Source organism: Nocardia sp. NPDC058499 (assembly GCF_042719915.1).
Taxonomy (GTDB): Bacteria; Actinomycetota; Actinomycetes; order Mycobacteriales; family Mycobacteriaceae; genus Nocardia.
The window spans coordinates 21,101-46,618 of record NZ_JBHXMZ010000019.1; the positions used below are offsets into that span (position 1 = coordinate 21,101).

The following is a 25,518-nucleotide window of genomic DNA, read 5'->3' on the forward strand; positions in this document are numbered from 1 at the left end:
GGAGCGTTGCTCCGCGAGAATATTGAACAACGTCGGCGTAGACATTGTCCATGGTTTCTACGTGGGTCCCGCGGTGGCCCTTTTGCGGTGCGCGACTTGGGTTCGGTCCAGGCTGCCTGTGATTGTGTATGCGGAACCGGTGAGTAGCTACGTCCCATAGTTGCAATATTGCGATCGAGATATTGCGGGGAACGGTATTCGGTGGAGCGCCCGGGTCAGTGTAGTGGGCTGGGTGTTTTCGTCGGAGTAGGCATCGATCATAATGACGGATAGCTATTGAGTATCGCCGACTTCAGTAGGGTGGCCCCTGACAGCCACCCGTAGATCGGTCGGCTGTCAACACGGGGCTGTCGGGCCTGCGGGGGTTTGCTGATCGATGCCTGCTTGCTGCCCACGTTTGGGTGAGGCGAACGAGGGCCCGCTGGTGCGGGAGTTGTCTCATTCGGCTGATATGTGTTTCCCGGTGGCTCGCTGATGGGTCGGCACTGGCTTGGGTCTGTGGCCGGTGACCGCGGTCAGCTCCGTCGGGCGCCTGCGGTCGGAGCCCGGTGGGCCGCTGGCGCTTGCTGTGTCGTCGTCGGAGGATTCCCGGATCTGTCCTGAGCCGGCCTCATGAGGCCGGCTCAGGACAGTAGTGTCGGCTCAGGAAAGATCTGGGTCGTTGTAGGGCATGGGAATCAGGGTGATGAGTGAGACGTCAGGAAGACGGTAGGCTCCGGTTTTCGTCATCGTGAAGGATGTCGATTCGCCTGTTGCGGGGGCGTGGCGATGGAGCAGGTCGTCGGGGGAGCGGCCGTAGGCGACGTCGATGGCCGATGTCCATCGGCGGGTGAATTCGTCATGGTGGCTGAGCTTTCGAAGGAGCTTTTTGGTTTGGCCGCTGTCGCGGTAGCGGCCGGCCAGTGCTCGGGTGATGGCCACGGTGTGGGCGGCTTCGCGATCGTGGTCGGGTGCTGAGTGCGCCGCGGCCGGTCCGAAGATCCAGGACAGCAGCGAATCTGCCTCTGTGAGTCCCGGCCAGGCGGTGTGAAAGCTGTTGTTGCAGGCCAGGATGTTGTACAGCGGGTCGACGTAGGCGCCGAGGATGCCCTTGATCTCGAGGTTGTCGAGGTGGGGTATCAGGCCGATGTGGTGCTGTAGTTGGACGCCGAGTTCGCCGGTGGCCGGAAGGTGGTGGGCGGGTTCGCGGAGTTCGTGCAGGTGCTGGCCGTGTTGGCTGTCGAGCCCGTAGGCGTCGATCAACCGGTCGAGTATCGCGCTGGTGGGGACGCGGAGGTTGCTCTCGATGTCGAATAGGTAGGACTGGCTGACCCCGTGTGCGTCGTAGGCGGCGCTTCGGCTGAGTCCCAGTTGCTTGCGGATGGCGAGGCAGGTGTCACCCAGTGTGGGTGGCAAGACCAGTAGTTTCGGTGTGGATGTTAGAGGCTGTGCAGCATTCCTGGGCAGCACAAAAATCCCCCCTTTCTGTGCGTCTCCGCCACCAGTGTGTGCGGAGTTGCGGTTGACTATCTCCCCGAGTCGATTAGTTCCTACCAGAGTCCGTATATGTCGGCAACCGGATACGTTTCCTGTCGGTCGCGGTGAGATAGCCAAGGGGGCGGGGATGTGCACGCTGAGACTCCTGCGGCTCGTCGTTTGACGCAAAATTTTTATTTTCACGCAGGCTGCGTGAATTCTTTCCGAACCTGCTGGATCTGTGGGTGTTCTGGGGTCACGCGGCAGCGCGTATACGCAGAAAACGGAAGGTCAGAACCCTGGCGCAGCATGAGGATCGGTGGTTTGGATGGTGGAGTACGACCGTCCTCCGGAAAGGAAAACAACATTGGATCCGAGCATGGTGATGGGTTGGGCTAACGACGCCCTGGTCTTGCTGTCGAGCGGTTTGTCGTTCGCCTCGCAAGCGTTGTGGCTCATCCTGTCCTTCGTTTGATCGGAAAACTCCCCGAGTAATGGCCTCCCGGCTTTCCCTGGTCGGGAGGCGCCCGGCGGGATATTTCCCGCATCCATTCATTTCCCCATTCTTTCGCCTTCATGACGAAGGGTTTATTTGGCATGCCCAAATCCATAAAAATTACCGATCACCTCGAGCGCGGGCCCGGTTATGGGCGCACGCGCCGCAGCGGCCGCATCATGCTGGCCGGGGCGATTCCCCTCGCTATCGCGTTGTCGGCCACCGTAACGGCCCACGCCGACGAGCAGCCCGCGTCGATCGCCGACCAGCCCGGGGTGACCAGCCCGCAACAGCCTGGCACCTCCGCCCCACCTCCTCCTCCACCTCCGCCTGCACCGGCTCCCGCTCCGGTGCCGGAGCCGCCGGTGTATTACGAGCAGTCGCCGGAGGTCCGCAACGCCGCGCCGTCGCGGCCCGCTCCGCCACCGCAGGAACCGGTGGCGCCGGTCCGGGTCGAGGACCTGCACCTACCTGCCCCCGTGCCGCCGGTCGCGCCGATCGAGCCGCCGGAGAACACGATCCGCATCGGGCAATGGCAGGCACCGAGCCCGCCATGGCTGCCGCCCGAAGCGCGCGACACCATCAACAATGTCGCCGCGACCGCAGAAGCCCACGTGGCGACCGCGCTGGACTCGGTCGGGATCCCGGCAGGACGCTCGGACCGGGTTTCCGGTGCCACCATGGCCGGTGCCGCAGTCGGCGGCGCCGCCGGAGCGGTCGCTGCGGGTGCACCCGCGGCCGCGGCCGGCGCTGCGGTCGGCGGGTTGATCGGCGGCACGATCGGCGGGATCGCCGGCGCCGCGGTAGGGACCGTGGTGGCGGTCCCTGTGGTCGGCACTGTCACCTCAGGGGTGGCCGGGACTGCACTCGGTGCCGCGGTAGGGGCGGCGGTCGGCGCCGTCGTCGCTGGAGTCCCCGCAGCTGTGGTCGGCGCCGCCGCGGTCGGCACCGTGGGCGCTGGATTCGGTGCCGGTGTGGGGGTCGGGCAGCCATGACCGCCGTCACTGCGAAGACCTGCGCCGTGACCGCCACCGTGGTGGCTGCGGTGTGCGCCGCACTCACCGCCTCCGGCATCGCGACAGCGCAACCTCCTGTCGGTGGCTGTGCACCACTGCATGTCCTCGGAGTGCAGGGCACCGGCCAGTCCTCCCCGGCCGCGGACCCGGTCGCCGATACCGGGGTGGTCGGAGCGCTGATCGGACCGGTCCTGGCGTCGGCGCCCGGTGCGGTGGCGCGCTCCTATATTCCGTATGCGGCCGGGTTCGGGGGCGCAGTACCCGGAGGTGGCGCCGCGCCGTATGCGGTGTCGGTGACCGAAGCCCGCCAGCGGCTCGACTCCGAGATCGGCGCGATTGCCGCCGCCTGCCCAAACACGATGTTCGCCGGTGTCGGGTATTCCCAAGGCGCGCAGGCCTTGTCGTGGCTGGCGCGCGACATCGGATCCGGTGCCGGACCGGTGCCGGCGGATCGGGTTGCCGGGATCGCGCTGTATGCCCATCCGGATCGCGCGCCCGGGTCACCGGTGTTCCCGGGCCGGCCGGGCAAGACGGTGCCCGACCCGGCCCCGGGCACCGCTGGCGGCGCGGTGGCAGGGGTGCGGTTCGCGCCGGCCGCACCGGGTGGTGGCGGGATCGCCGGCGGGGACATCGGGTACGGCGCGTTGACCGGCCGGGTCGCCGATATCTGTGTCGAAGGTGACCTTGCGTGCGCGGCGCCCGACCATGCGGCGTTACTGCGGCTCGGAGCGTTGATCGCGGCCCAAGCCGACCTCCGTGACCCGATCACCGCGCTCAACTCCCTGCACGGCCTCATCGCTACCGCGTTGGGGGCTGCGTGGATCACTGTGCTGCTCCACGACATCCACCTCACCGACGGCAACGTGGCCTACCGGCCGGAAAAGAGCTTGGCGCAGCGGTTGATCGACGCCGCGGACCCCCGCCACAGCGACCCCAGCCCGGCCGAAGCCGCGACAGCCGACGCCTGCTGGAGCGCGGTCGTGTCCACAGTGATGGCGAACCCTGCCGCGACCTTGCCTGCGTTGGCTGCCCAGCTCACGGCGGCGTGGGGGCAACTGGTCGCCGACAATGCCGCGTTGGTCGATCCGGCGGTGTGGATCCGATACGGGCACACCGTTTCCCGTCACACCGGCTATGCGGCCGGTGGACATCTGAATTCGGGAATCGCCTGGATGACCGCACTGGCCCAGGACGTGGAAGGAAGCCGGTCATGAGCAGCGGCAACTATCCAGTGGACGCGTTCTACGTCGCCCCGAGTGTCGGGTTCGATGTCCTCCCGGGAGCCCTGCTGCGTTACCGCTCCGCGGCCCTGCCGACGCTGGGCAGGCCGTATCAGGCGTGGCAGCTGGTGTATGCCAGCCGCACCGGCCGGCACTCCCCGATTCCGGCCTCCGGCATCGTCGTCGCGCCACCGACCCCCGGGCCGGATTCTGCGGTGGCGGTGTACTGCCCGCCGTTCCGCGGGCTGGGCGGCAGATGCGCGCCCTCCCAAGTGTTCACCGACGCGGCGCCGGATCCGGATCTTCGTGCTGTGTCCGCAGCGCTGGAGCGGGGCTGGATCGTTGCGGTGCCCGACGGCCAATGCCTTGGAGTGACAGGGTTGGGACCCCACACATTCCTCGCCGGCACCGATGCAGCGCACACGGTCCTCGACCTTGCCCGGGCCGCTCGCACGATCCCGGACCTGGATGCAGCCGGTGCGCCGTGTGTGATCTGGGGGTATGCCGACGGCGGCCGGGCAGCGGTGTGGGCCGCCGAATCCCAGCCCCGCTACGCCCCAGCGCTGGACCTGCGCGGTGTCGCCGCGGGAGCGGTGGTGGCCGACCCCGGTGGGCTGGTGCCCCGCCTGGACAGGGGCCCGTGGTCAGGGTTGGTGTTGGCCGGGCTGATCGGGTTGAGCCACGCCTACTCCCACCTGACCATCGACCACTTGTTCACCACGGGCGCGACCGCGGCCATCGCACATGCCTCCGGTTTGGATGCCGGGCAAATCCTCGACAGCTTCCGCGACCACCGCCTGGCTACCTGGTGCACACGCGCGGACCCGTGGAACGACCACCGGTGGCAGTACGTGCTCACCAGCGAAGCCACCGGCGCCCAAATCCCTGCAGTGCCGGTGCATCTGTATCACGGCAGTGCCGATGCACTGATCCCGGTGGAGATGGGCCAGCAGCTCTACGCCGAATACCGCCTCATGGGCGCAGAAGCGACCTGGCGTGACTACGACACCGGGCACACAGGCACGGCAGTGGCCGGCGCTGCCGACGCTCTCGACCAGCTCACCGAAGACCTGAACCACCTACCCGGACACCCCCGCCCACCCGCCGCCTGACCCGACCGAAAAGAGGTGACATCCCATGCACCGAGTCAACACCTCCGCGACCGTCGCCTGGACACTGTTTCGCGCGGTCGTGGTCGCAGTCGGAGCCGTCATGGTAGCCGCTGCAACGGTGTCTGCGGCTCCCACCGACAGCGGCACCCTCGGCGTGCGGTGCCCGCACGTGTACGTGCTCGGGGTCCAGGGCGGCGAGGAATCGTCTCCGGACGCACCGGCCGATAGTGACAGCGGCGCATTGGGACAGGTGTTCGGGCCGCTGCTCGCCACCGCAGGCGAATCGGTCCAGCGCGCGTATATCCCGTACGGCTACAACAACGACGGTGCCGTGGTGCCGTACGAGCAGGCCACCGCCGCCGCAACCGAGGACCTGCACACACGCGCGGGCGAAGTCCTGGACCGCTGCCCGGACACCAAGATCGCCGTTGCCGGCTATGCCCAAGGTGCAGTCGCGGTCTCGGAATTCGCACGCCGGATCGGCCGCGGCGAAGTGCGCGTGCCCGCCGACGCCATCGCGGGCATCGCGCTGCTGGCCCACCCCGGCCGCGCCCCGCACACCCCGGTCCTGCCCGGCCGCCCCGGCGACACGCGCCCCGCGGCGGCACCCGGCACCACCGGGCAGGCGGTCGCGCAGATCTCCCTGCACAATCCGGCATTGAGCGGCGGCGGCATCGCCGCCCACGGGCCCGACGGCGGGTACGGGTCGTTGACCGGGCGGGTCGCCGACCTGTGTGTCCCGGGCGATGCCACCTGCGATGCCCCGGTCGGTGGCACCCTGGCCACCACAGTCGCCAATATCGCCGCCCGTTCCGACCTGCGCGACCCGATCGCGGCGATCTCGACGATTTCACAAGCTCTGTCGGCCACGGTGTTCACCACCGCGGTGGCCGTGGTCAACGAAGACCTGACCGGCGCCACCCTCGACGAACTGTCCTACTCCCCACAGAAAACGATCGGGCAACGATTGGCCGAAGCATCGGCTCCCGGCGCGCGGGTGCCCGGACCGCAGGAAGCGCTGGCCGCCCTGCTCAAACTCGGCGGTATCGGCTTGAACGCAGTCGTGACTGTGGCGCGCACAGTGTTCACCCCGGCCACCATCGCCGAACTGGCCACCGTCGGAATGGCGAACCCCTGGGCCGCGGTCGCGGTCCTGGGCACCAAACTCGCCGGCGCCGTCGTGCAACTCGTCCCGCCGCACACCGCAAGCCGCTGGGCCAACGAAGCCTTCGACGCGATCACCACCACCATCACCGACCACAGCGAGCTCTACCAGGTCGCCAGCAGCGCCGGCTACAGCGACACCGTCGCCCGCCACGGCTCCTACAACACCACCGCAGCCGGCGTCGACGGTTCGTCCCCACTGGCCGAGGTTGCCGACTGGTTCCAAGCCCTGGCCACAGACCTCGCCGCAGCCACACCGACGCCACCGGCATCAACCGCTCCCACCGCGACATCGACCGCTCCCACCGCGACATCGACCGCGGCACCGAGCTCATCGACGTCGCCGCCACCCGGCCGCCACGGCGGCCCCTGAACCCCTTCGGAAGGACGCAAACCCAGCGGACACAAGTACCCCGTCTGCTGATTCGTCCCCTGACGTCCTTCCGGAGGGCCCGACCCAACACCCCCCGTAGGAGGTGAACACCATGCCCACCGGCAACCACACCGACCCCGGCACCGACCACGGATGGGGCTGGCTCGACGCCACCAACCCCATCCCACTCAGCAACCGGCGAGAACCCCAGCCGGACAACAGCAGCGACGTGTCACCGGCCGAACCCGCCGGGCCTACACGACTACCCGCGCCGGAGATGGTCGGTGGGTCGGCGCGGATGCCGACTCGGGCATGGGTCGCGCTGGCGGTAAGCCTGGCCGTGTCGGCCACCCTGATCTGCGCCGGCATACTCACGCTTCGCAGCGGCACCACAGCCGCCCCGGAGATGCCCTCCGCCACCGCCGCACCACCACCGTCGCTCACCTCGGCAGCGTCCTCCACCAGCGCGGTCGGCTCGGCGGCATGCAGCGGACTGAGCGGCGACATCATCACCGACACCGCCGGTGATCCCGCGACGGTGACCGGGGTGATCGCGGCCTTCGAACACGCCTACTACCGCTCCCGCGACGCGGTGGCCGCGCTGCGCCTGACCGCGCCGGAAGCCGGACTGGACCCGCAGCTCCTGGCTGCGGGGATCACATCGATTCCGGCGGACACCCGCCATTGCGTCGCGATCACCTCGATCGCCGACCACGTCGCGGAGGTGCACCTGGTCGAGGTGCGTCCCGACGGGCAGCGCCGGGACTACCTGCAGGTGATCAACGTGCGCCGCGAAGGCGAACACATGCTCATCACCAACATTCAGAAACGGGGCTGAGGAAAATGACCGTCGCCCTACAGATGCGCTCTCCCCGCCAGCGAGGCCTGGACCCCGGAACCGTTACCGCCCCGCCCCCACACCGGCGGGCCCCGGTCCGCGAGCACCCGCTGCCGACCACCGGCCCGCACCCGCCACTGGTCGCCGTGCTCGGCGCCCACGGCGGAGCCGGTGCCTCGACCTTGGCTCGCTGGTGGGCCCCAGCGGCCGACACCGGCACAGCCTGGCCGGGTAACCCGCGCACCACCCAGCAGGTCGTCATCGCCGCCCGCCTGTGCATCCCGGGACTTACCGCCGCGGCCGACCGGCTCCGCGAATGGCACGCCGGCCTCGCCCCCGAAGGAGTGACCGTGCTCGCGCTGGTGCTCACCGCCACCCGACCCGGCGCCACACCAGCCGCGGTCCGCCGCTACTGCGCCACCATCACAGACCTGGCCCCCTGCGTCTACCGGATCGCCTGGCACGACGAACTCGTCGTCCGCGAACTCGACGAGCTCGCCCGATACACCCCCAACGATCCGGCGCCGCCTCGACGTATCCGGTTGACCGACACGGTGCCTGCCGACGTGCACCGTGCAGGGACAGACCTCATTGCCCGGCTCGCCGCGATCCGCCCCACTCGCGAGGAGAAGGGGAGCCGGTCATGACCACGATTCTCGCGGCCGGCGACACGGTCGCTGTGCTCGCCCAGCAGATTCACATCACCCCCGTCACCCCGCCGGGCTCAGGGCAGCTGGTCAACCTGGTCAATTACCTGTCGTGGCTGGTCATGCTCGCCGGCATCGCGGCGCTGATCTACGCCGGCGGAAAATTCGGGTGGGAACGCTTCCACGGCGGCGCGGTCGAGTCACCCAAGATCATCCTCGCCGCGCTCGTCGGCGGAATCATCGCCACCAGCGCCGGAACCATCATGAACGCCGTCGTCACCGGAGGCGGCGGATGACCCCCTCACAGGATTCCAACCCGATTTTCTTCGCTGTCTCCACGAGCCGTGCACGGATACCGGCGGCACCGATCTCGCAGGGAATGTCCATGATTCTTCACCCCGATCTGCGCCTGACTGCACTCCCTATTGCGGACGGGCGATACCTGGCGGTCTCCCGGCTCGGGCCGCAGACCGGACCGGCCACCATCGTCTACCTGCACAGCCCGTTCACCAGCCCCAACTACTGGAGCCCGCTGACCACCTACCTGCACACCCGGCTCGACGGACGGATCACCCAGCTCACCTACCACCAGCGCACAGCCAACCAGCACCCGGGAAGCGGCTTCGCAGGCACTTCCACGACAGGCGCCGACGATCTCGACACAGTTCTGACCCAGGCGAAGGGAGCGGTCGTCCTGGTTGCGCACTCAGCGGCGGCCCGGCTGATGCTGTCCTGGATCGAGAAATACCCGCGCCCGGCCCGCACCGTAGCCGGGCTCGTGCTGCTCAACGGGGCGCTCGAATTCCCCGACACCCCGATCAATCCCGCGTGGCGGGTTCAAGACGAGCTGCTGGCCCACTTCTACCGACCACCCAGAAATACGGGACGACCGTGGCCCGAGTCAGATGGTCTGCTCGCCGAACGCCTCCACATCAGCATCGCAGCATGGGTAGCGGCCACCTACGGCACCGCCGCGTTGACCGACACCACACTCAGCGTATGGCGGTGTATCCCGACCTGGATACTCACCGGCGCCCTCGACCCCCTGGTGCCCCCACACCACTGCCGGGCCCTGGCCGATCAGGTGTGGGCCGACTACGACTGCCTCGCCGACACCGGTCACTCCCTTCCCTACGTCGAACCGCGACAAGCCAGCCAGCCGATCCTGGCGGCGCTCGAGGTCGCCTACCGCACCCACCTCCACGACGGAGGCCAGCCATGGTGACCGCGAAACCTCTCCCTGCGCAGGTCCTTACCCCGATCACTCAGTTGCTGGGCTGGTTGGCCTGGTGCGTGCTGCTGGTGTGTATCGCCCGCCTCATCTGGGTCGGTGGGCAGCTGTGTGTGCGCTTCTATCGCGACGAAGGCCTCGAAGGACTCATTGGCTCCCTGCTCGGCGCCGCGCTGATCGGGTCGGCCAGCTCGATCGCGATCGCCGTCCTGCCGAACGGATAGGAGACACACCACGATGACACCGCTGCGACCTTTCCGGATTATCGTCGCCGTCGTGCTGTCCGCGGCAGCACTGGCCGCCTGCGGCAGCCCCGACCCCGGCCCGACGACAACCCCATCGAGCGCTGAGGTCCGGTCACCGACCGGCCTACGGTGGCACACGTTCCAAGGCGTCGAACTGCCGATCGCCGACCAGGGACCAGATCGCATCGACGGCGCGGTCGCAGCTGGGTTCGACCGCAACCAAGCCGGGGCGGGCTTGGCGGCGATCCACGCGAGTGTGCGGATGTCGGTCGCCACCGACCCCCAGTGGCCACGAGTCGGACAACAGATGCTGGCTCCCGGTCCGGGGCGCGACGCCTGGGCGACCGCCCGCGCGCAGATCTCGATCACCGATCCGATCGCCGATGGGCCGCCGAAGATCCTGGGCTACCGGATCACCGGCTACACCGACACGGCAGCTGACGTGCAGGTCTACGCCGCCTATCCGGACAACTCCGCCACCTGCCAGACCATCCGGGTTCTGTGGCACGCCGGCAACTGGCGACTCCACGTCCCCATCAACCCCACCACCGCCCCCGTCACCGCCGTCACTGCCCCGCCCATCGACCTGATCCCGCTCACCCCGCGCTGATGAGGAGGCGCTCGCTGTGACATCGAAACGTGTATTGATCACCCTATCGACACTGCTGGTCATCGTCGTGATCGGCGTGTTCGTGTGGACGCTCACCTACGACTGCCGGCACGACACCCGCACTGTCTTGCCTCCATCCACCGAAACCGAGCCTGGTGCTTCGCCCGCGCCTGCCGGCCCCTCCTCCGTGATGCCCCCCGGCGAGCCACCGACTGTAGATCTGTTCGGCAATCGCCTCGAAGTCCCTTCCGAGTCGGCCGGAGTCGCTATACCCCAGACCACGGCCGCTCGCCCGGACCCCGTCGGTGCTGACTATCTCATGGCCGCGCCCGTGGGGGTGCGGTGGCAGCGGATATGGGGCGGTGCCGCAGCTCCGGTGTCGAGTAGTGACGGCCCGGTGCGGATCGCCGACGGAATCGCCACCGGATTCAGTCGCACTCCGCAGGGGGCGGCGTTGGCGGCCGCAGACGCGCTCGCGCGGGCACTGGCCGCACCGGAGAGAACCTGGCAGCAGGTCGTACGAGATCGCTTCTACGGCGGTGGACAGCCGCTGATCGACCGCTTCGCCCGATCCCGCGCCAGCACACCGGATACCGCTCGTTACGTCACTGTGCCCGACGGAGTCCGGGTCCGTCCCGGCTATAGCTCCGAGCTCGCGGTTGTCGAGTTCGCCCTGGCCGACCGCGACGGCTACGCAGTGTCGACGTGGCCGATGGTTTGGGTTGACGGCGACTGGCGCGTCCGCGTCGACGATATCGAAACCCTCTGGGGCCCGACGAAACGCGTTCTGACGCTCACTGGATTCGGGGCATGGGAGGGAATGTGATGACGCTATCGACTGCCGGCGGCTCCGTCGCAGGTGCCGGACGGACCCAACTTCCGATTCCGGACGTATGTGATCTGCCCGGCCTTCCTGCGGTGGCATGCGACGTAGGGGGAGCGGTGCTGCCCGAAGTCGCCACCACGGCGATGGAAAGTATGGCCGGCGAATTGGTGGAGGGGTTTTCCGAGCTGTTGCGCATAGTGATGACGTGGTGGACGGCTCTCCCGTCGCCGGAACTGACCACATCGGTTGGCGGTCCAGGATCAGTGCTGACCGATATTCGCGGCTACACCAGTGACCTGCAAGCACTGCTACTTATCGCCGGAATCCTGTTCGCAGCAGCACGTCTGGCGCTGGCGAAACGCGGCGGTGTCGCCGGTGAAGCACAGGAAAGTTTTGTGATGCTGGCACGGGCGGTATTCGCATCCATGCTGTTCGCGGCAGTGATCACGGCCGGAACCCGGGCCGGGGACGAATTCTCCAATTGGGTGATCTTCGATGCCACCCGCGGCGACCTCGACGGTGTCATGAAGCGGTTGATCGAGTTGAACGCCGCCGGTCAGGTGGTTCCCATCGGCACCGGCATCATGCTGGTACTCGGTCTACTGGGAGTGATCAGCATGCTGGTGCAACTGGTCATGCTCGTGACCCGGCAGGTGCTGCTGATCGTGGCGGTGGCGGTGATCCCGATGGCCGCGGCGGCATCCGGCACTGGCCCGGGTTCGCAGTCCTACAAGAAACTGCTGGGCTGGTCACTCGCGTTCGTACTGTGGAAACCGGTGGGGGCACTGGTGTACGCGATTGCGTTCACCGTCGCCGGCCGCGGCGACGATCCCCACCTGATTCTTCTCGGGCTGCTGCTGATGATCATGTCGGTCATCGTGCTGCCGGCGCTGATCCGGCTGGTGGCCCCTGCGGTCTCTGTATTGGGTGGTGGCGGCGGTGCCGGGGCCGCGCTGGCCGGTGGCGCCGTCGGTATCGCGATGTCGTCCGCGGGTAGCCGTTCCAACGGTCGCAAGGTCACCGAAGGAGAGAACTCCCCCGGAGGAGCGCAAGCTGGCGGATCGGCGCCCGGGCCGTCCGGTGGTGGGGGTCGCCCGATCGGCGATGGTGGTGGGAGCCCCGGGGGCGGCGGATCCAGCAGCGCAGGACCGGTCAGCTCTCGAGGCGGACCCGGGGGTAGCCGTTCAGGTGGCGCGCCCGCAGCACACGGGAGCAGCAGCGCCCGATCCGGCGGCGGGACGAAATCGCCGGGAGCAGGCGCTGCGGGCGCTGGCGGATCTGCGGCAGGCTCGGGAGCCGCAAGTGCGGCGGCTGGTGCGGCCGGCGCTGTAGTCATGGCTGCGCAAGTTGGCGCTGATGTGGCGCAACAGGGCGCGTCGGCGATCGATTCCCAGACGCGCCACGCGGCCGGGGAACAGTGGGATCCCGATGCTCTGGGGCCGGGGGAGGTGCGGCGGTGACGGCACGGGTGTACGGGCGGTGGGAAAAGCCACGTTCAGCAGGATTTTTCGGCCTCACCTGGGGTGTGTCGTTACTCGGGCTCGGGTTGGTCATCACGGTGATGGTCGGGTTCATGCTTACCCGCTCATTGTCGGTGGCCGGGATCTTGCTGGCGGTCGCGGTGGTGGTGTTCACCCCGCTCGCGGTCACTCGGGGTGGCCGTACCGGCTGGGAGTTGGCGCTGTTGCGCGCTCAGTTCGCGGCTGCCCGCGCTCGCGGTGAGCACGTTTATCGAGCCGGCCGCTTCGCGCGCATCCCGGGCATCGCGAAACTTCCTGGCCTGTTGGCTGATTCGAGTCTCGCCGAATATGAGACGCCGGGTGGGAAGCGGTTCGCGATGCTGCATATTCGCCGTACCGACCATTTCACGGTGGTGTTGCGGGTGGTGCCGCGTGGCAAGGAGCTGGTTGATCAGGATCGAATCGATGCCTGGGTGGAAGGCTATGGCCAGTTCCTGGCCGCCCAGTCCCGCGGCGGGGAAGTCGTCGCTGTGACTGCGGTCCTGGAGAACGTGGTGGAGACCCGGTTCAAACAGGCCCGGGAGGTCGCGCGGCTGGTGCGCCTGGATGCACCGGCTTATGCGCGGGCGGTGATGCGGGAGGCCGCCGCCGATACTGGCGGGGTCGGGGTGCGGATCGAGGCCCGGATCGCGGTGACCTATCGGGCGATCGGGCGGGGCCGTATCCGTCGCGATACCGCGGAGCAGGCCCGTGAGATCGGGCAGCGGCTGCAGGGTGTGTTGTCGCAGCTGGCGCGTGCCGGGCTGCCGGCGACTCCGTTGCAGGCGTGGGAGGTGCTGGGGTTGGTGCGTTCCCGCTACGACCTGGCCTCTCAACGTGATGTGGAGATCGCCGGCCCCACGATTGCCACGAGCCAGTCCTGGGACAGCGTGGGCCCGCTGGCCCACGTCGACCGGTGGGACCATTACGTGCACGACGGGGCGCGGTCGATCACGTGGGAGATGGATGCCGCCCCGCGTGGGGCGGTGATGGAAACCGTCCTGGAAGAGCTCCTGCGTCCTCGCGCTGACGTGCCGCGTAAGCGAGTCGCGATTGTTTACCGGCTACATTCGGCTGCCGAGGCGACCACATTGGTCGACTCGGATTTCCGGGATGCGGTCGCCGCGGAGCAGACCGAACGCGGTATCTCCTCGGCCGCAGCACGGATCAGGGTCGGCAATACCAGCGCTGCCCGTGATGAGCAGGCCCGCGGCGCCGGGTTGACCCGGTTCGGGCTTTTGGTCACGGTCACCGACCATCTCGACGCCGACCTGCCGGGTATCGAAGCATCCGTGCAGGGGATGGCCGCAGCGTCGCGGTTGGGGGTGCGCCGCTGTTACGGCAGCCAGGCCGCGGCGTTCGCGGCGTCGCTGGGTATCGGGTTGGTGTTGCCGGAACATGCCTCGATTTCGAAGCGGGTGTCGGCATGAGCAGCACGCGGAAAGCGAAGCAGGCGCCGCCGGCCCGCACCGAGATCGTCGCCGGGGTGCGGGTGTTGACCGCCGCCGCGCGTGCCGAGACCGAAGCTGCCGCGGCCCAGTCGGGGGTTCGGGGATGGTGGGCGCGGGTGGCGCTGTCGAGCGATGATCACCGGCGCGCCACCGCCACCGGCCGGGTTCCGAGCGCCGTCGGTGACGGGTTCGACCGCCCGTTGGCCACAGTGACCGACCGCGGGTATGCCGGCGCCGGTGGGGGCCGGGCTTCGGTGGTGGCGGCGATGCCGGAATGGCGGTCGACTACGGTGCAGGTTGCCGGGTTGTGGCCGTTCGCGGTCGGTGCGAGCGCCCCGACCGTCGGCACCCCGGTGGGCACGCATTACATCACCGGTGCTCCGGTGCATTTCGATCCGATGTCGTGGTTTCTGAAGGGTTTCATCACTTCCCCGATCGCGTTCGTGCTGGCGTTGAATGGTTTCGGGAAGTCCTCGCTGATCCGGCGGGTGGTGACCGGCGCGGTCGCGGCGGGGGAGACGGTGCTGTGTCTGGGCGATACCAAACCGGACTACCGCGACTTGGTGGAACGTCTCGGCGGGCAGGTGGTCGAGGTCGGGTACGGGCACGGGACGATCAACCCCCTCGATATCGGGGCGCTCGGGCAGATCCTGGACCGGCTTCCCGATGCGGATCAGCGGCGTCGGATCGCTGCGCGGGTGGAAGCCGGTCAGGTCCAGATCGTGGCCGGTCTGATCGAATTGGTGCGCGGTTCGCGTGTCGCCGACTACGAAGAAACCCTGCTCGCCGCCGGTTTGCGCGAACTCTACAGTCCTGCCGGTGGCTTCACTCACGACCGGCCACCACTGCTGTCGGACCTGCTGGACGTCATCTCCGCCGGCGCCGACCGGCTGCTGCGCTTCGCCGAAGAGGACGACCCCACAACCTACCGGGCAAGCACGAAAACCCTGCGCCGCTCCCTGCGCGCGCTGGTCGAGGGACCGTTCGGCGCGGTGTTCAACGGGCCTACCGCCACGCGCCTGGACCTGGCGTCCCCGGCGGTGTGTGTGGATGTGTCCCGCATCCCCGAAGGCGACACCAAACTCCTGGCCGCGGTACTCATGGTCTGCTGGTCCGACGGGTTCGGCGCGGTGGCCGCCGCCCACGCCCTCACCGACGCCGGCCTCACCCCACCACGGGTGTTCGAAGTGGTGATGGACGAGATCTGGCGGGTCCTGGGAGTGGGGGAGTTCATGGTCGACCGAGTCGATGCCCTGACCCGGCTCAACCGCCCTCTGGGCACCGGGCTGGTGATGTGCTCGCACACCGTCAAAGACCTGTCCGCGTTCGATTCCCCCGCCGCCCAAGCCAAAGCGCTCGGCTTCTTCGAACGTGCCCGCGCCAAGATCATCGGGCCCGTCGGCCCGGACGAGATCGACCGCCTTCGCGGTGCAGTCGGCATCACCGACACCGAGAAGCTGTTGGTCACCTCGTGGGCTGCGCCGCGACCACCCAGCGACGACGACCTGGACCCGACCCGGGCCGACACGCCACCCGGGGTGGGCTGCTTCCTGCTGAAAACCGGCGAATCCGGTGAACCGGGACTGCCGTTCCGCCTGGAATTCACGCCCACAGAACGTAGTGCCGATATCCACAACACGAATCGGCGGTTTCAGAATCTGCCCGGCAGCCGGGGCGGGTGAACCGATGGATGCGACGAAAACGTGGGCAGTTGCGGGGATCGGGATCCCGGCCACCGTGCTTCTGCTGCTGATCCTGGTCGTCGCCGTCGACGATCCAGTCTCGTGTGCCGCAGCACCGGCCGCGGCCGGGACAGACGGTGCAACCGGTGTAACGGTGGCCGGGCTGTCGGAGTCGCAACTGCGGTTGGCGCGTGACGGTGTCGTCATCGGCGTCCGGCGCGGGATGCCGGAATCGGTGATCGTGGCCGAGCTGGCTGCCCAAGCCACCGAGTCGAGCTTCCGCAACCTCGCCAACAGCAACGTTCTCGAGTCGCTGCGTTACGCCAACGACGGTGTCGGTGCCGATCATGATTCGGTCGGCCCGCACCAGCTGCGCGTCAGCGTGTGGGGTGAGGTCGGTATCGCGAGGTTGATGGACCCGGTGTATCAGATCAACTGGTTCTACGACCAAGCCGCAGCTCTCGGTGCCGCCGCGACACAGATGTCGCCGCCGGAACTGGCGCAGGCGATCGAACGCTCCGCGGTGAACGCCTACGCCGCGCAGATGGATCTGGCACGGAACCTGTATGCGATGTTCGCCGATATCGACCCGGGCCCGGCCGCGCCGGGGTCGGAGAGCGGCATGGTGGCGGGGTGTGTGACCTCCGGCTCCGGTGCGCCGCTGACCGCCCGGGACTCGGAGTTCGGGAGAGCGGTCATCGAGCACGCCGAACAGTGGCTCGGGTTCCCGTATGTGTGGGGTGGTGGCGACGTCCACGGCCCCACTGGCGGCGGTTTCGACTGCTCCGGGCTGACCCTGTACGCGATCTACCACGCCTCACAGGGCCGGACCCGGCTGCCGCACTACACCCAGGCACAGCAAGACGATCCCAGCGCCCAGCCGGTCCCGTTCGACCAGAAGGCGCCCGGCGACCTGATCTTCTTCACCATCCCCGGTGACTCCGACTCCCATCATGTCGGCATCTACTACGGCCGCAACGAACACGGCGCAGACCTTCTGCTGCATGCACCGACCACCGGCCAAAACGTCACAGTGGCACCCCTTTCGGAGTGGGTTGGCGAACGAATGGATGTGCGCCGCTACACCCCACCCGGCGGCGGACGCCAGGATGACCCGACGCCGGGAACGGAGGGGCGGCAGGTATGACCGGTACGAACCCGTCGCGGCGGAATGGACATGGTGGGGCGGTGACCCCGGAGATGGTGGTGCGGGTCCGGCTGCCGCAGCTGCACACCTTCACCCGCACCGACCAGTTCGACCAGGTCGCCGCCCAGCACCGGTTCACCGACACCCGCAGCTTCAACCGGTTCCTCGACGCGCTGCTCGATATCGGCGGGATCGACTACGACGGACTACGCCACGCCGAGAACGCCCATCGCGCCGAGGAACAACGCGTGGCCGACGCGGCATGCCACGGGCCACGGTTGACCGTGTGGTCGGCGGCGACACTGACCACCTTCACCCTGTGTCGCGGTGACGGCCAGGTGATCTGGCGCGACCGAATCCCTACCACTGTTGGGGGGATCGAAGCCGCCCAAACCTCGGCGCTGCACGCTATCTGGCTCGCCGGCCAGGCCCGTGAACAGTTGCACACCGCGGCAGCGACGCTGGATCTGCGGCTGGACCGCGGCCGCGGCCTCGACTTGGAGAGCCTGCGCCGTGAAGCGCTCGCCGCTGCGCTGGTGCTGGAGGCGACGGTGGTGGCGGTGCACAACCCCGCCGCCGAGCGCTGTGCGGGCGAGGTCGTCGACTGGCGCGGCATCGACCTGTCAACGCTGCGTCATCCCCAGGATCCGGGCCGTCCCCGGGAACCGGACGACCGAGCTCGTCGAGCCACCGACGGCACTGCCACGAACGCCGCACCCCGGTCACCCGGGCCGTCGCGACCGGACCTGGCCCCACTGACCGAGTACGAAAGGTAGGGCTTCTGATGAACACCACAACACTCGCCGTCGGCGCAGTCGTCCTAGCTGCACTCGCCGCGACGGGCTGCGGCGCGACTGCGGCCCCCGACCGCGCCGCGAAAACCGATGCGTGCCCTGTCGCGGGGTTTGCCTCCCCTTACCAGCACATCGATCCGTGCTCGGCCGAGGACGTCCTGCATGCCGCGGTGACCGCGATCTTCGACTACCGACCTGCCGAAGACCCTGATCCACGCGCAGCGTTCGTCCGGGCACGACCTCTCCTGCAGGCCCGGTTGGCCGCGCAAGCAGAACACGCAGCGGGCGTGTGGGCGCCGATCACCACCAGCCAGTGGCATCGATGGCGCCAGCAGCAAGTCCCGGTCACCGCGAGGGCGACGGTGACCGGCGACGACCACCCCGCCGACACCAACGAGACCGTCGATCGTGTTCTCGCGGTCAGCCTCAGCGTCGGCGACACGCCCGTGGCGGAGTTCGCGGTGTATGCGAGCGCTGAGCGTGACGTCGGTGGGCCGTGGCTGCTGTCGGGGCTGGGGGTGCGGTCATGACCGGGGACCCGGTGGAGGAATCCGGTCAGGCGATACGCACCGGATTCATCCAGTCCATGCAAACCGCGGCGATGATGTCGAACCTGCTGCAGCGCCGCGGGGGCGAAGCCCGTTCCCGCACCGAATTCGACCAGCGCCTGCAGCATGCCGAGGCCAAGGAACACCGCTCACTTGTCGAGCATCAACTGCGTTGGCACACCAGCGTGGACAAGGCGCGCGACGAGCACGCGTTGAACCAGGCCCGGCTGATCGAGGTCCAAGACCGCAACAGCCGCGCGGAGGATCTTTTCGACCTCGAAGTGCGATTCAAGAACGCGCAGTACCAGCGCGGGGAAACCAATCAGCACAGCCGGGAAGAGACCGACCGCGTCCAGCGCGATCAGAGTCGCGAACTGCACGAGGCGCGGATGGACGGCTACCGGCGCCGCGAGACCCACGACACGACACTGCACAACCTCGAAGTCGAGTACAAGAAACTACTCATCGACATCCGCCGCCGCGCTGCGGGGTTCACCGACTCGCTCACCGCCGCCGGGGATACCGGCTCCGCAGCCGCCTCGGCAGCAGGGTTCGCCGCCGCGACCGGCGCCGCTGGGCTGTCGGACCTGCACGCCGGCCACGTCCATGCCTATCAGCGGAGGTTCGCCGAGGACACCGGTCTCGACCCCAGCGATCTCCCGAACGGGACCGGGGTGAGCGAGGGCGTGGTGATGGATGCCGAGCCGGACGACCTCGATATCACCGATGTCGAGATGGCCGGCGTCGACACCGGACCGGTCGGCGCCGGCCGGGTCGTCGGCGATGTCGGCCTCGACGACGTCTTCGCGCTGACCGAGGAACTGACCGCCGCGACCTACCTCGAACACCTCGCCGCCGACCTCGACTCTGCATCGCTGACCGGCGAGTCCACCTCGATCGACGACGCCCTCGATGCCGCCGGCCTGAGCGACCTGTCCGCTGAGGACCTCGAATTCGATTCCGGCCCCGAACCTCCGGTCCGGCCCGGGACTGCTCCGGTACCGGACGTCGGGCCGGAACCGTGACTGCCTCCATGTTCGTGACCACATCTAGTGGAAGAGGAAGGAAGGATAGACGATGACTACACCTGATCGCCCGGTCCCGGACCGGGTGGGCGCCTGGCAGGCGGACATGCTCCGACGTGTCCAGGGGTTGGCCGCCGAGCATGTGCGTGTCGAGAAGGCCGGCGAGAAGGTTTTCGACCGACCAGAAGTAGACGGCAGCCCGCACCAGGCGTGGCGCGACCGGCTCGAAGACCTGACGACGCAGCGGGAACAAGCCGAATACGCCGCCTGGACCGCAGGGGTCCCCCTGCGGTGGATCGCCGCAGCCCGCGAACTCGGCGCCACCGGCCAAGTGTCCGCGGCCAAACTCCCCGCCCCGGCCCTGCCGGCCCGCGACAACCAGATCCAGGACTGGTGCTTGGACATGCTCAGCGCCGACCTGTGGCACATGCAGCATATGGCCGCCCTCTCCGCCGCCCACGCCGACCGGGTCGCGACCGGACGCTGGCCACACCCACCGAACCCGGCCGTCGAGGGCCGGTTCTCGGCAAACATGACCGCCCTGCACCACCGCATCAACGCCCTCTCCAAGGCCGCCGCGCTCACCCGAGACGAAGGCACGCACCTGTGGAGCTCGCTGGACGTGCACCGCTGGCACGCAGCCACAATCAGCGGGCTCACCGATCGCGAATTGTCCGACACCTGGCATTGGTGGGCCGCAGCCGATCCCGCCGGCATTCCCCCGTATCTCCCGGAACGACCCGTGCGCGCGGCGGTGGACTGGGCTCGGCCACCGACCCCGCAGCAGATGATGGACCGCGCCACCTTGATGCTGCACACCGAATTCAGCGATCCCGCCCTCGAACACCTCGCCCCCGACGGCGCAGGCACGCAGATCGGCACGGTAGTCGAGTTGATGCTGCCCGAGGGCAATGGGACGGAATGGGACACCGACCCCGACCCCACCGCCACCACACCGGTCCCGCCGGGAACCGATCACGGACTCGGCTACTAACCACTCCCTGCACAACCACAGCACACGAGCACTCCACGAACTCGATCTCCGTATGCGGTGACCATCACCGACCAGTGGCCGCGGGTACCGGCCACGATGGTCAACCCCCCAACCACTTCCTCAGGGGACATCCGATCCACCCCGGCCACACCAACGAGGCGGCCGGTGGTCCACACCTCATCACCACGAGGGACGAGAAACGATGTCCAAAAACACTTCCCAAGGACCTGGCTTTGCAGCCGGTCCGGACCGAGAACAGCAACTACGCGACCTGTACAAGGCCGCCGGAATTCCGTACGGGGTGCGGCTGGGCCCCATCGAGCACGACTACGGCCCTGCCCAGGCTCGTCTGGACAGCATCCACGCCTCGTGTCTGCGCGAAATCCAGAACCTCTCCGCATTGCGCGCCCGCCTGATGAAAGACCGGTCCTATCTGGAATTGAGCGAGCTCGAACGCTCCCGTATGGATCTGACCTTCAACGCGCTCAACGGAGCCCGGCTCGCCGCCGAATACGAAGGCGTCCCGCCAGCAGATATCGACACCGCCGAAGAAACCGGCAAAACCGGAACCCCCTGGGTCCACGGCCCCAGCCACCAGCACCTGGGCCGGATCGAACAACTCTCCGATGACCTCGAACAGGCCCACGACCTGATCGATGCCTACGAACGGTCATTCACCGTCGGCCAAGAACTGATCGCCGCCCAACGGCAAACCATCGGTGCACAGCGAGAAAAGATCGCCGCGCTGGAGCGGGCGAACGCCGAACTCAGCCAGCGCCTGTCACCCACCCCCGGAAAAATCGCCGAGCTCGAAGAACGCCTCGACCACGCCCGCCGCGAAGTCACCCAATTGTGGGACAAGATCGAGGACTACCAGTGGGAACGAGGCACCTACCGGACAGGCCCGACGCCGGACGAGATGATCGCCCCTGCGGACCGCAGCGGTGAACCCGATCCCGGCATGAAGACCGAGACCGATCCACCATCGGATACCACGACCGAGATCGGTGAAGCGATCACCTCGGCGATCGAGGAAGCACTCTCTGGCCAGGCCGACGCATGGTCCAGCGAAGACGGGCCACCACCGACCGATCCCGCCACCGGGTCAGGACCCGAACCGGAGGCGACACCATGAGCCGGTCATCGACAACGACAGGGATGACAAACCCCGCCCACTACACCGGTATCGGCAGGGGCGAAGCCCAGCTACGGGCCGATTTCGCCCACTACTATTGGCTCTCCCGCGATATCGCTCCTGAAAGCGCAACCCCGCAGGTCGCGGCCGAGCGGACCGCGGTCGCCGACGGGTTGGCTGCGAAATGGAAGGGCCATCCCAAGCCGCGATGGCGGGCCGTGTGGCAGGAGCTGCAGACCACCGCTGACCGGTGGAAGCACCGGCCCGATGCCACCCGCAGAATCTACGAGCAGCTCACCACAGCCCTGCCGCCGGGCGCCCGCGAACACAATCCGGCCTGGCGCACGCTGCGCGACACCGGCCTGATCACCGAACGCCTGGCGGAGGGGGTCGCTGGATCTGCGCAGGACCAAGCTCGCTGGTTCCCGCAGAACCCCTCCGTGGCCCCGAGTCCTGACCGCAGTGCCGGGCGCCGGCCTCAGCGGGCGTCCGCCGCTGAAGCTTCCACGCGGCCGACAGCTTTCGACCGGGCCCTCGGCGGGCGCGCGGAGAATCTGGCCGGCATGGTCGAGGTCGAAGCCATCATCGAGGCCACCGATCTGCTACTCGGAGAGGAAGAGGCACTCGGTGACCTCGACACCGGAGCCGAGGCCCGCGCCGCGCTGCTGCCCGCCGAACGGCGCACCGCACCGATCGTCTACGACTACAGCGGCGAGGCCGAGAGCGAGGCCCGCCAGATCGCCGCGCTGCGCCAACTGCAAGACCTGACCGCCGAGCACACCCGGCTGGTCGGTCGCTGGGAAGGCACCCTGGATTCCGATCAGGATCAGATCGAGCGCCTGGAACAGCTGATCGCCGCCGCGCGTTCGGTGCGGACCGCGGCCCTGACCGACGGAGCCGCCCCTGCCGACGTCGATGCGGTCTACCACGCCGGATGCGGCGGCACCTACTGGAGTGACCGTCCTGGAAGCCCCCGGATGGGCCGCATTGCCTCCCTGATCCAGGAACGCGATCACGCCCGCGCCGAAGCCGCCGCCCTGCGCACAGGCACCCCCGTTTCCAAGGACATCGGCGTCGACGCCGGACTGGCGTCCGGCGTCACGGACGGGGTCGCCCTTCACGGCGCAGAAGGGCCAGGCGCGGTGATCAGTGACGCCGTCGACGCCGCTTTTCCGGCCGGCGACATCGGTGCCGAGTTCTGGGACGAGATCGACACTCACGCGCCGTCGCCTCCGCCCTCGACGGCCCGCGATATCGAGATCCACCTGTAGCCGTCCACCTACGCCTCGATCTGGAGGTTTATTCGTGTTCGCGACAAGAGAAACCCGCCGCCGCGCCACCCGCGGAATGGGCGAGGAAACCACCCTGCTCGCCCTGGCCTTGGCCGGAATCGTGGCCGGGCTTGCCGCCTGGGCAGCGCTGAGCATCGGCAACACCGCCGCCGGGCGCCCGGTCACCGCCAACCCCGTCACCGCGCTCGCCGAAGTCGCGTTCGGGCAACGGAGCTGGCCGTGGCAGGCGACCATCCCCGCCGCGCTCTTCACCGCCCTCGCTGTCACCGCTGCCTTCGCCGCGCGGCGGAAATGGGCGGCCGGAAGCGAAATCGACGCCGCTGCACGCACCATGCAACGCCCCAGCCAGATCCGCATGGCTCGGATCCAGGACAACCTTGCCGCCAACCAGCGGCTGCTGCGCGATGCCGACGAACAGACCCGTGCGCTGCCCGGACCGCCGTTGGGGCGGACGGTGATCGGCGGCATCGGGTTGCATGTGCCGGCCGAACTCGGGGTCACCATCGCCGCGGGCACCCGCACCGGCAAAACCATGGCCTGGGCCATCCCTGCGGTCCTGGCCGCCTGGGGCCCGTGTCTGGCCACCAGCAACAAACCCGACCTACTCCGCCACACCCTGCACGGGCGCCGCCGCCACGGACGGACATGGGTCTGCGACCTGCAAGCAGTCACCGGCGAAGTGCAATGCGACTTCTGGGTCAACCTCCTGAGCGGAGTAACCAACCTGCCTGCCGCCCGCAAACTCGCGGGGTTCTTCGTCTCGGCCTCCACCGGCACCGCCGCCCAAGCAGCCAACGCCCGCGTGGACTCCTACTTCGACGGCGGAGCCCAAGAACTGCTGGCCCTGTATATCTTCGCGGCCGCTTGCGCGGAGGGCGATCTGCTGCATGTGGCCGAATGGCTCGGCCACGACCAAGACGACACCCCCGCACTGATCCTGCGCCACCACGGCCACCCCCGCCCCGCCGCCCGCATCACCGAATGCCAAGGCCTCTACGCCCGCCAACGCGACGGTCTCTACGACATGGCCCGCCGGTTCTTGAACGTGCTGTCGGACAAGGGATACGCGCTCATGGTCACCCCACCATGTCGATGCGAGGTCAAGGCCGCGGAAGGCGCCGACCCCGAGATCGGGGAGACCGTGACCGTCTTCGAGCGCACCGAACTCGCTCCCACCCACCAGCTGCCCGAATTCTCACCGAGCCACTTCGTGACCTCCAACGACACCCTCTACGCACTGTCGATGGCCGGCCACGACAGCGCCACACCACTGATCTCCGCGCTGGTGGGGCAAATCCTGGAAGCCGCGCTCGACAATGCCCGCGCCCGCCCCGACGGTCGCCTCGCCGTGCCCTTGCTGGCCGTGCTGGACGAGGCTGCCAACTGCGCCCGGATCGGGGAATTGCCCTCCTACTACACCTACGCCGGCGGCTGCGGGATCGTGATCATCACCATCCTTCAAGTCCTCGAACAAGGTGAAGACCTTTGGGGCGCCAATGGTTTGGCGACGATGCGCGCTCAGTCCATCGAGGTCTACGGCGGTGGGATTGCCGCGGTCGACTACCTGCAGCACTGGTCGCAGATGGCCGGCCCGCACGATGTCGCCGACCGCTCCCGTAGCCACGGACACCAAGGCACCCAACGCAGCCTGTCCTGGCGCTCCGAACCCATCCTCGACATCTCCTTGCTCGCCGCGCTGCCCAAAGACCGTGCCCTGGTGCGGCTGCCCGGGCACGGCCCGGTCTTCGTCCGCAAAATCTGGTGGCAGGACACCGAATACGCCACCGACATCGGGTCCTCCCTGACGCAGTTCGAGAAGCCCGCCCAGGCACCGGCGCTGCCCGAAGCCGGGGGTGAACACCGGTGAGCGCGTCGAGCTCGGGCCCCGGAAAGGGCCCGGTACCACCGGTATTCCGGCATTTCACCGACTTCGCCCACCGGTGGCTGTTTCCCACCATCAGTGTGCGGCTGGCCGAAGCCAACCGCGAGGGCACCTACACCTGGTGCCGGCAGTGGTGGGTCCACCGCCCCGTCGCCGTGCGGATCGCCCACATGCACACCGCGTTCGAAGCCACCCGCCGCTCCGGCGCCGGTAACGGCGTCAGCAGCCTGCTGATCTCCCACATCGACCCGCACATGAGCTACATCCTCGACGCCGCCAACGGGCCCCTGCACCGCTGCACCCGCGCCCGCCATCTCGACACCCCGGCCCTGGCGTTCGACCCCGTCCCTGACCGATGGTTTCACCGATCCGCCCTCACCTCCACGACGGACGGCGCCGGCGGGGAGCAGGAGAGGAAGAAGTCACCTCGTTACCCGCACCACAGTTACTTCGTCGAGGACTGGCTTCTGCCGGTCACCGCCGTAAGGATCGCCGCCGACAACCGCGAGGGCCACTACACGTGGTGCCGGCAATGGTGGCGCCACCAAGCGGTCGTCGTCCGCTTCGCCGCCCTGCACAAAGCCTTCGAAGCCGCCCTGACCGCCCCGGACAAAACCGCCATGAGCACCGCGTTCGTCCGCCACATCGACCCACAAATGAAATACATCCTCGATGCCGCCAACGGGCCTCTACACCGATGCACGCCCACCCGCCACGTCGACGTAGGCGCCTTGTCCGCCGCGTCGATCCCGTCGGCCTGGTTCGCCACCGACACCACCATCGACCGGCTCGGCTTCGGCCCCGACTTCCGCGCCCTACGGCCGTGACCTGGAGTG

25 protein-coding genes are annotated in these 25,518 nt (G+C 68.3%); 24 read left to right on the forward strand and 1 reads right to left on the reverse strand.

What is annotated here, in order from left to right; translation table 11 throughout:
• Positions 1–642: 642 nt before the first annotated feature.
• Positions 643–1,395 carry a helix-turn-helix domain-containing protein gene (locus tag ACFWPH_RS32795; protein ID WP_378756151.1) on the reverse strand — a complete coding sequence of 251 codons (753 nt, stop codon included), beginning with the start codon at positions 1,393–1,395 and terminating at the stop codon, positions 643–645.
• A 388-nt stretch (positions 1,396–1,783) separates the two neighbouring features.
• Between ACFWPH_RS32795 and ACFWPH_RS32800 the strand changes: the two genes are divergently transcribed.
• The 24 genes from ACFWPH_RS32800 (at position 1,784) to ACFWPH_RS32915 (ending at position 25,509) form a co-directional block, all read left to right on the forward strand.
• Positions 1,784–1,930 carry a hypothetical protein gene (locus tag ACFWPH_RS32800; protein ID WP_378756152.1) on the forward strand — a complete coding sequence of 49 codons (147 nt, stop codon included), beginning with the start codon at positions 1,784–1,786 and terminating at the stop codon, positions 1,928–1,930.
• Positions 1,931–2,052: 122 nt separating this feature from the next.
• Positions 2,053–2,946 (forward strand): hypothetical protein, encoded by an 894-nt coding sequence (locus tag ACFWPH_RS32805; RefSeq protein WP_378756153.1) that lies wholly within the window; start codon positions 2,053–2,055, stop codon positions 2,944–2,946.
• Entirely contained in the window at positions 2,943–4,181 is a 1,239-nt protein-coding gene (locus ACFWPH_RS32810) for a cutinase family protein (protein ID WP_378756154.1), read from the forward strand. The genes ACFWPH_RS32805 and ACFWPH_RS32810 overlap by 4 nt, the downstream gene beginning before the upstream one ends.
• Entirely contained in the window at positions 4,178–5,299 is a 1,122-nt protein-coding gene (locus ACFWPH_RS32815) for a lipase family protein (protein ID WP_378756155.1), read from the forward strand. Before ACFWPH_RS32810 ends, ACFWPH_RS32815 begins: the two co-directional genes overlap by 4 nt.
• Before the next feature lie 25 nt (positions 5,300–5,324).
• Complete coding sequence (locus tag ACFWPH_RS32820; RefSeq protein WP_378756157.1) at positions 5,325–6,836, forward strand: cutinase family protein; 1,512 nt, start codon at positions 5,325–5,327, stop codon at positions 6,834–6,836.
• A gap of 112 nt (positions 6,837–6,948) precedes the next feature.
• Positions 6,949–7,674: a hypothetical protein gene (locus ACFWPH_RS32825; protein ID WP_378756158.1), complete on the forward strand. Its 726-nt coding sequence runs from the start codon at positions 6,949–6,951 to the stop codon at positions 7,672–7,674.
• A 5-nt stretch (positions 7,675–7,679) separates the two neighbouring features.
• On the forward strand, positions 7,680–8,321 hold the full coding sequence (locus ACFWPH_RS32830) for a hypothetical protein (RefSeq protein ID WP_378756159.1): 642 nt from the start codon (positions 7,680–7,682) through the stop codon (positions 8,319–8,321).
• Complete coding sequence (locus tag ACFWPH_RS32835) at positions 8,318–8,617, forward strand: hypothetical protein (protein WP_378756160.1); 300 nt, start codon at positions 8,318–8,320, stop codon at positions 8,615–8,617. The genes ACFWPH_RS32830 and ACFWPH_RS32835 overlap by 4 nt, the downstream gene beginning before the upstream one ends.
• A gap of 89 nt (positions 8,618–8,706) precedes the next feature.
• On the forward strand, positions 8,707–9,546 hold the full coding sequence (locus ACFWPH_RS32840; RefSeq protein WP_378756161.1) for an alpha/beta fold hydrolase: 840 nt from the start codon (positions 8,707–8,709) through the stop codon (positions 9,544–9,546).
• The gene (locus ACFWPH_RS32845; protein ID WP_378756162.1) at positions 9,540–9,776 is read left to right on the forward strand and encodes a hypothetical protein; all 237 of its coding nucleotides are present in this window, start codon (positions 9,540–9,542) and stop codon (positions 9,774–9,776) included. The genes ACFWPH_RS32840 and ACFWPH_RS32845 overlap by 7 nt, the downstream gene beginning before the upstream one ends.
• A gap of 13 nt (positions 9,777–9,789) precedes the next feature.
• Positions 9,790–10,407 (forward strand): hypothetical protein, encoded by a 618-nt coding sequence (locus ACFWPH_RS32850; RefSeq protein WP_378756163.1) that lies wholly within the window; start codon positions 9,790–9,792, stop codon positions 10,405–10,407.
• A 16-nt stretch (positions 10,408–10,423) separates the two neighbouring features.
• Positions 10,424–11,233 (forward strand): hypothetical protein, encoded by an 810-nt coding sequence (locus ACFWPH_RS32855; RefSeq protein WP_378756164.1) that lies wholly within the window; start codon positions 10,424–10,426, stop codon positions 11,231–11,233.
• A 116-nt stretch (positions 11,234–11,349) separates the two neighbouring features.
• On the forward strand, positions 11,350–12,693 hold the full coding sequence (locus tag ACFWPH_RS32860) for a hypothetical protein (protein ID WP_378756165.1): 1,344 nt from the start codon (positions 11,350–11,352) through the stop codon (positions 12,691–12,693).
• Complete coding sequence (locus tag ACFWPH_RS32865) at positions 12,690–14,162, forward strand: SCO6880 family protein (protein WP_378756166.1); 1,473 nt, start codon at positions 12,690–12,692, stop codon at positions 14,160–14,162. Before ACFWPH_RS32860 ends, ACFWPH_RS32865 begins: the two co-directional genes overlap by 4 nt.
• Positions 14,159–15,865 (forward strand): hypothetical protein, encoded by a 1,707-nt coding sequence (locus tag ACFWPH_RS32870; protein WP_378756167.1) that lies wholly within the window; start codon positions 14,159–14,161, stop codon positions 15,863–15,865. Before ACFWPH_RS32865 ends, ACFWPH_RS32870 begins: the two co-directional genes overlap by 4 nt.
• 4 nt (positions 15,866–15,869) lie before the next feature.
• Positions 15,870–17,012 (forward strand): C40 family peptidase, encoded by a 1,143-nt coding sequence (locus ACFWPH_RS32875; RefSeq protein WP_378756168.1) that lies wholly within the window; start codon positions 15,870–15,872, stop codon positions 17,010–17,012.
• A gap of 41 nt (positions 17,013–17,053) precedes the next feature.
• Complete coding sequence (locus ACFWPH_RS32880) at positions 17,054–17,788, forward strand: hypothetical protein (protein WP_378756169.1); 735 nt, start codon at positions 17,054–17,056, stop codon at positions 17,786–17,788.
• Between the two features lie 8 nt (positions 17,789–17,796).
• Positions 17,797–18,336 (forward strand): hypothetical protein, encoded by a 540-nt coding sequence (locus ACFWPH_RS32885; RefSeq protein ID WP_378756170.1) that lies wholly within the window; start codon positions 17,797–17,799, stop codon positions 18,334–18,336.
• Complete coding sequence (locus tag ACFWPH_RS32890) at positions 18,333–19,379, forward strand: hypothetical protein (protein WP_378756171.1); 1,047 nt, start codon at positions 18,333–18,335, stop codon at positions 19,377–19,379. Before ACFWPH_RS32885 ends, ACFWPH_RS32890 begins: the two co-directional genes overlap by 4 nt.
• Before the next feature lie 52 nt (positions 19,380–19,431).
• A complete protein-coding gene (locus ACFWPH_RS32895; protein ID WP_378756172.1) occupies positions 19,432–20,373 on the forward strand; it encodes a hypothetical protein in 942 nt (313 codons plus the stop codon).
• A 202-nt stretch (positions 20,374–20,575) separates the two neighbouring features.
• Positions 20,576–21,508, forward strand: coding sequence for a hypothetical protein (locus tag ACFWPH_RS32900; protein ID WP_378756174.1), 933 nt, complete (start codon positions 20,576–20,578; stop codon positions 21,506–21,508).
• Positions 21,509–21,531: 23 nt separating this feature from the next.
• Positions 21,532–22,779 (forward strand): hypothetical protein, encoded by a 1,248-nt coding sequence (locus ACFWPH_RS32905; protein ID WP_378756175.1) that lies wholly within the window; start codon positions 21,532–21,534, stop codon positions 22,777–22,779.
• A gap of 34 nt (positions 22,780–22,813) precedes the next feature.
• The gene (locus ACFWPH_RS32910; RefSeq protein ID WP_378756177.1) at positions 22,814–24,667 is read left to right on the forward strand and encodes a type IV secretory system conjugative DNA transfer family protein; all 1,854 of its coding nucleotides are present in this window, start codon (positions 22,814–22,816) and stop codon (positions 24,665–24,667) included.
• Positions 24,664–25,509, forward strand: coding sequence for a DUF4913 domain-containing protein (locus ACFWPH_RS32915; protein WP_378756179.1), 846 nt, complete (start codon positions 24,664–24,666; stop codon positions 25,507–25,509). The genes ACFWPH_RS32910 and ACFWPH_RS32915 overlap by 4 nt, the downstream gene beginning before the upstream one ends.
• The last annotated feature ends 9 nt before the right edge of the window (positions 25,510–25,518 follow it).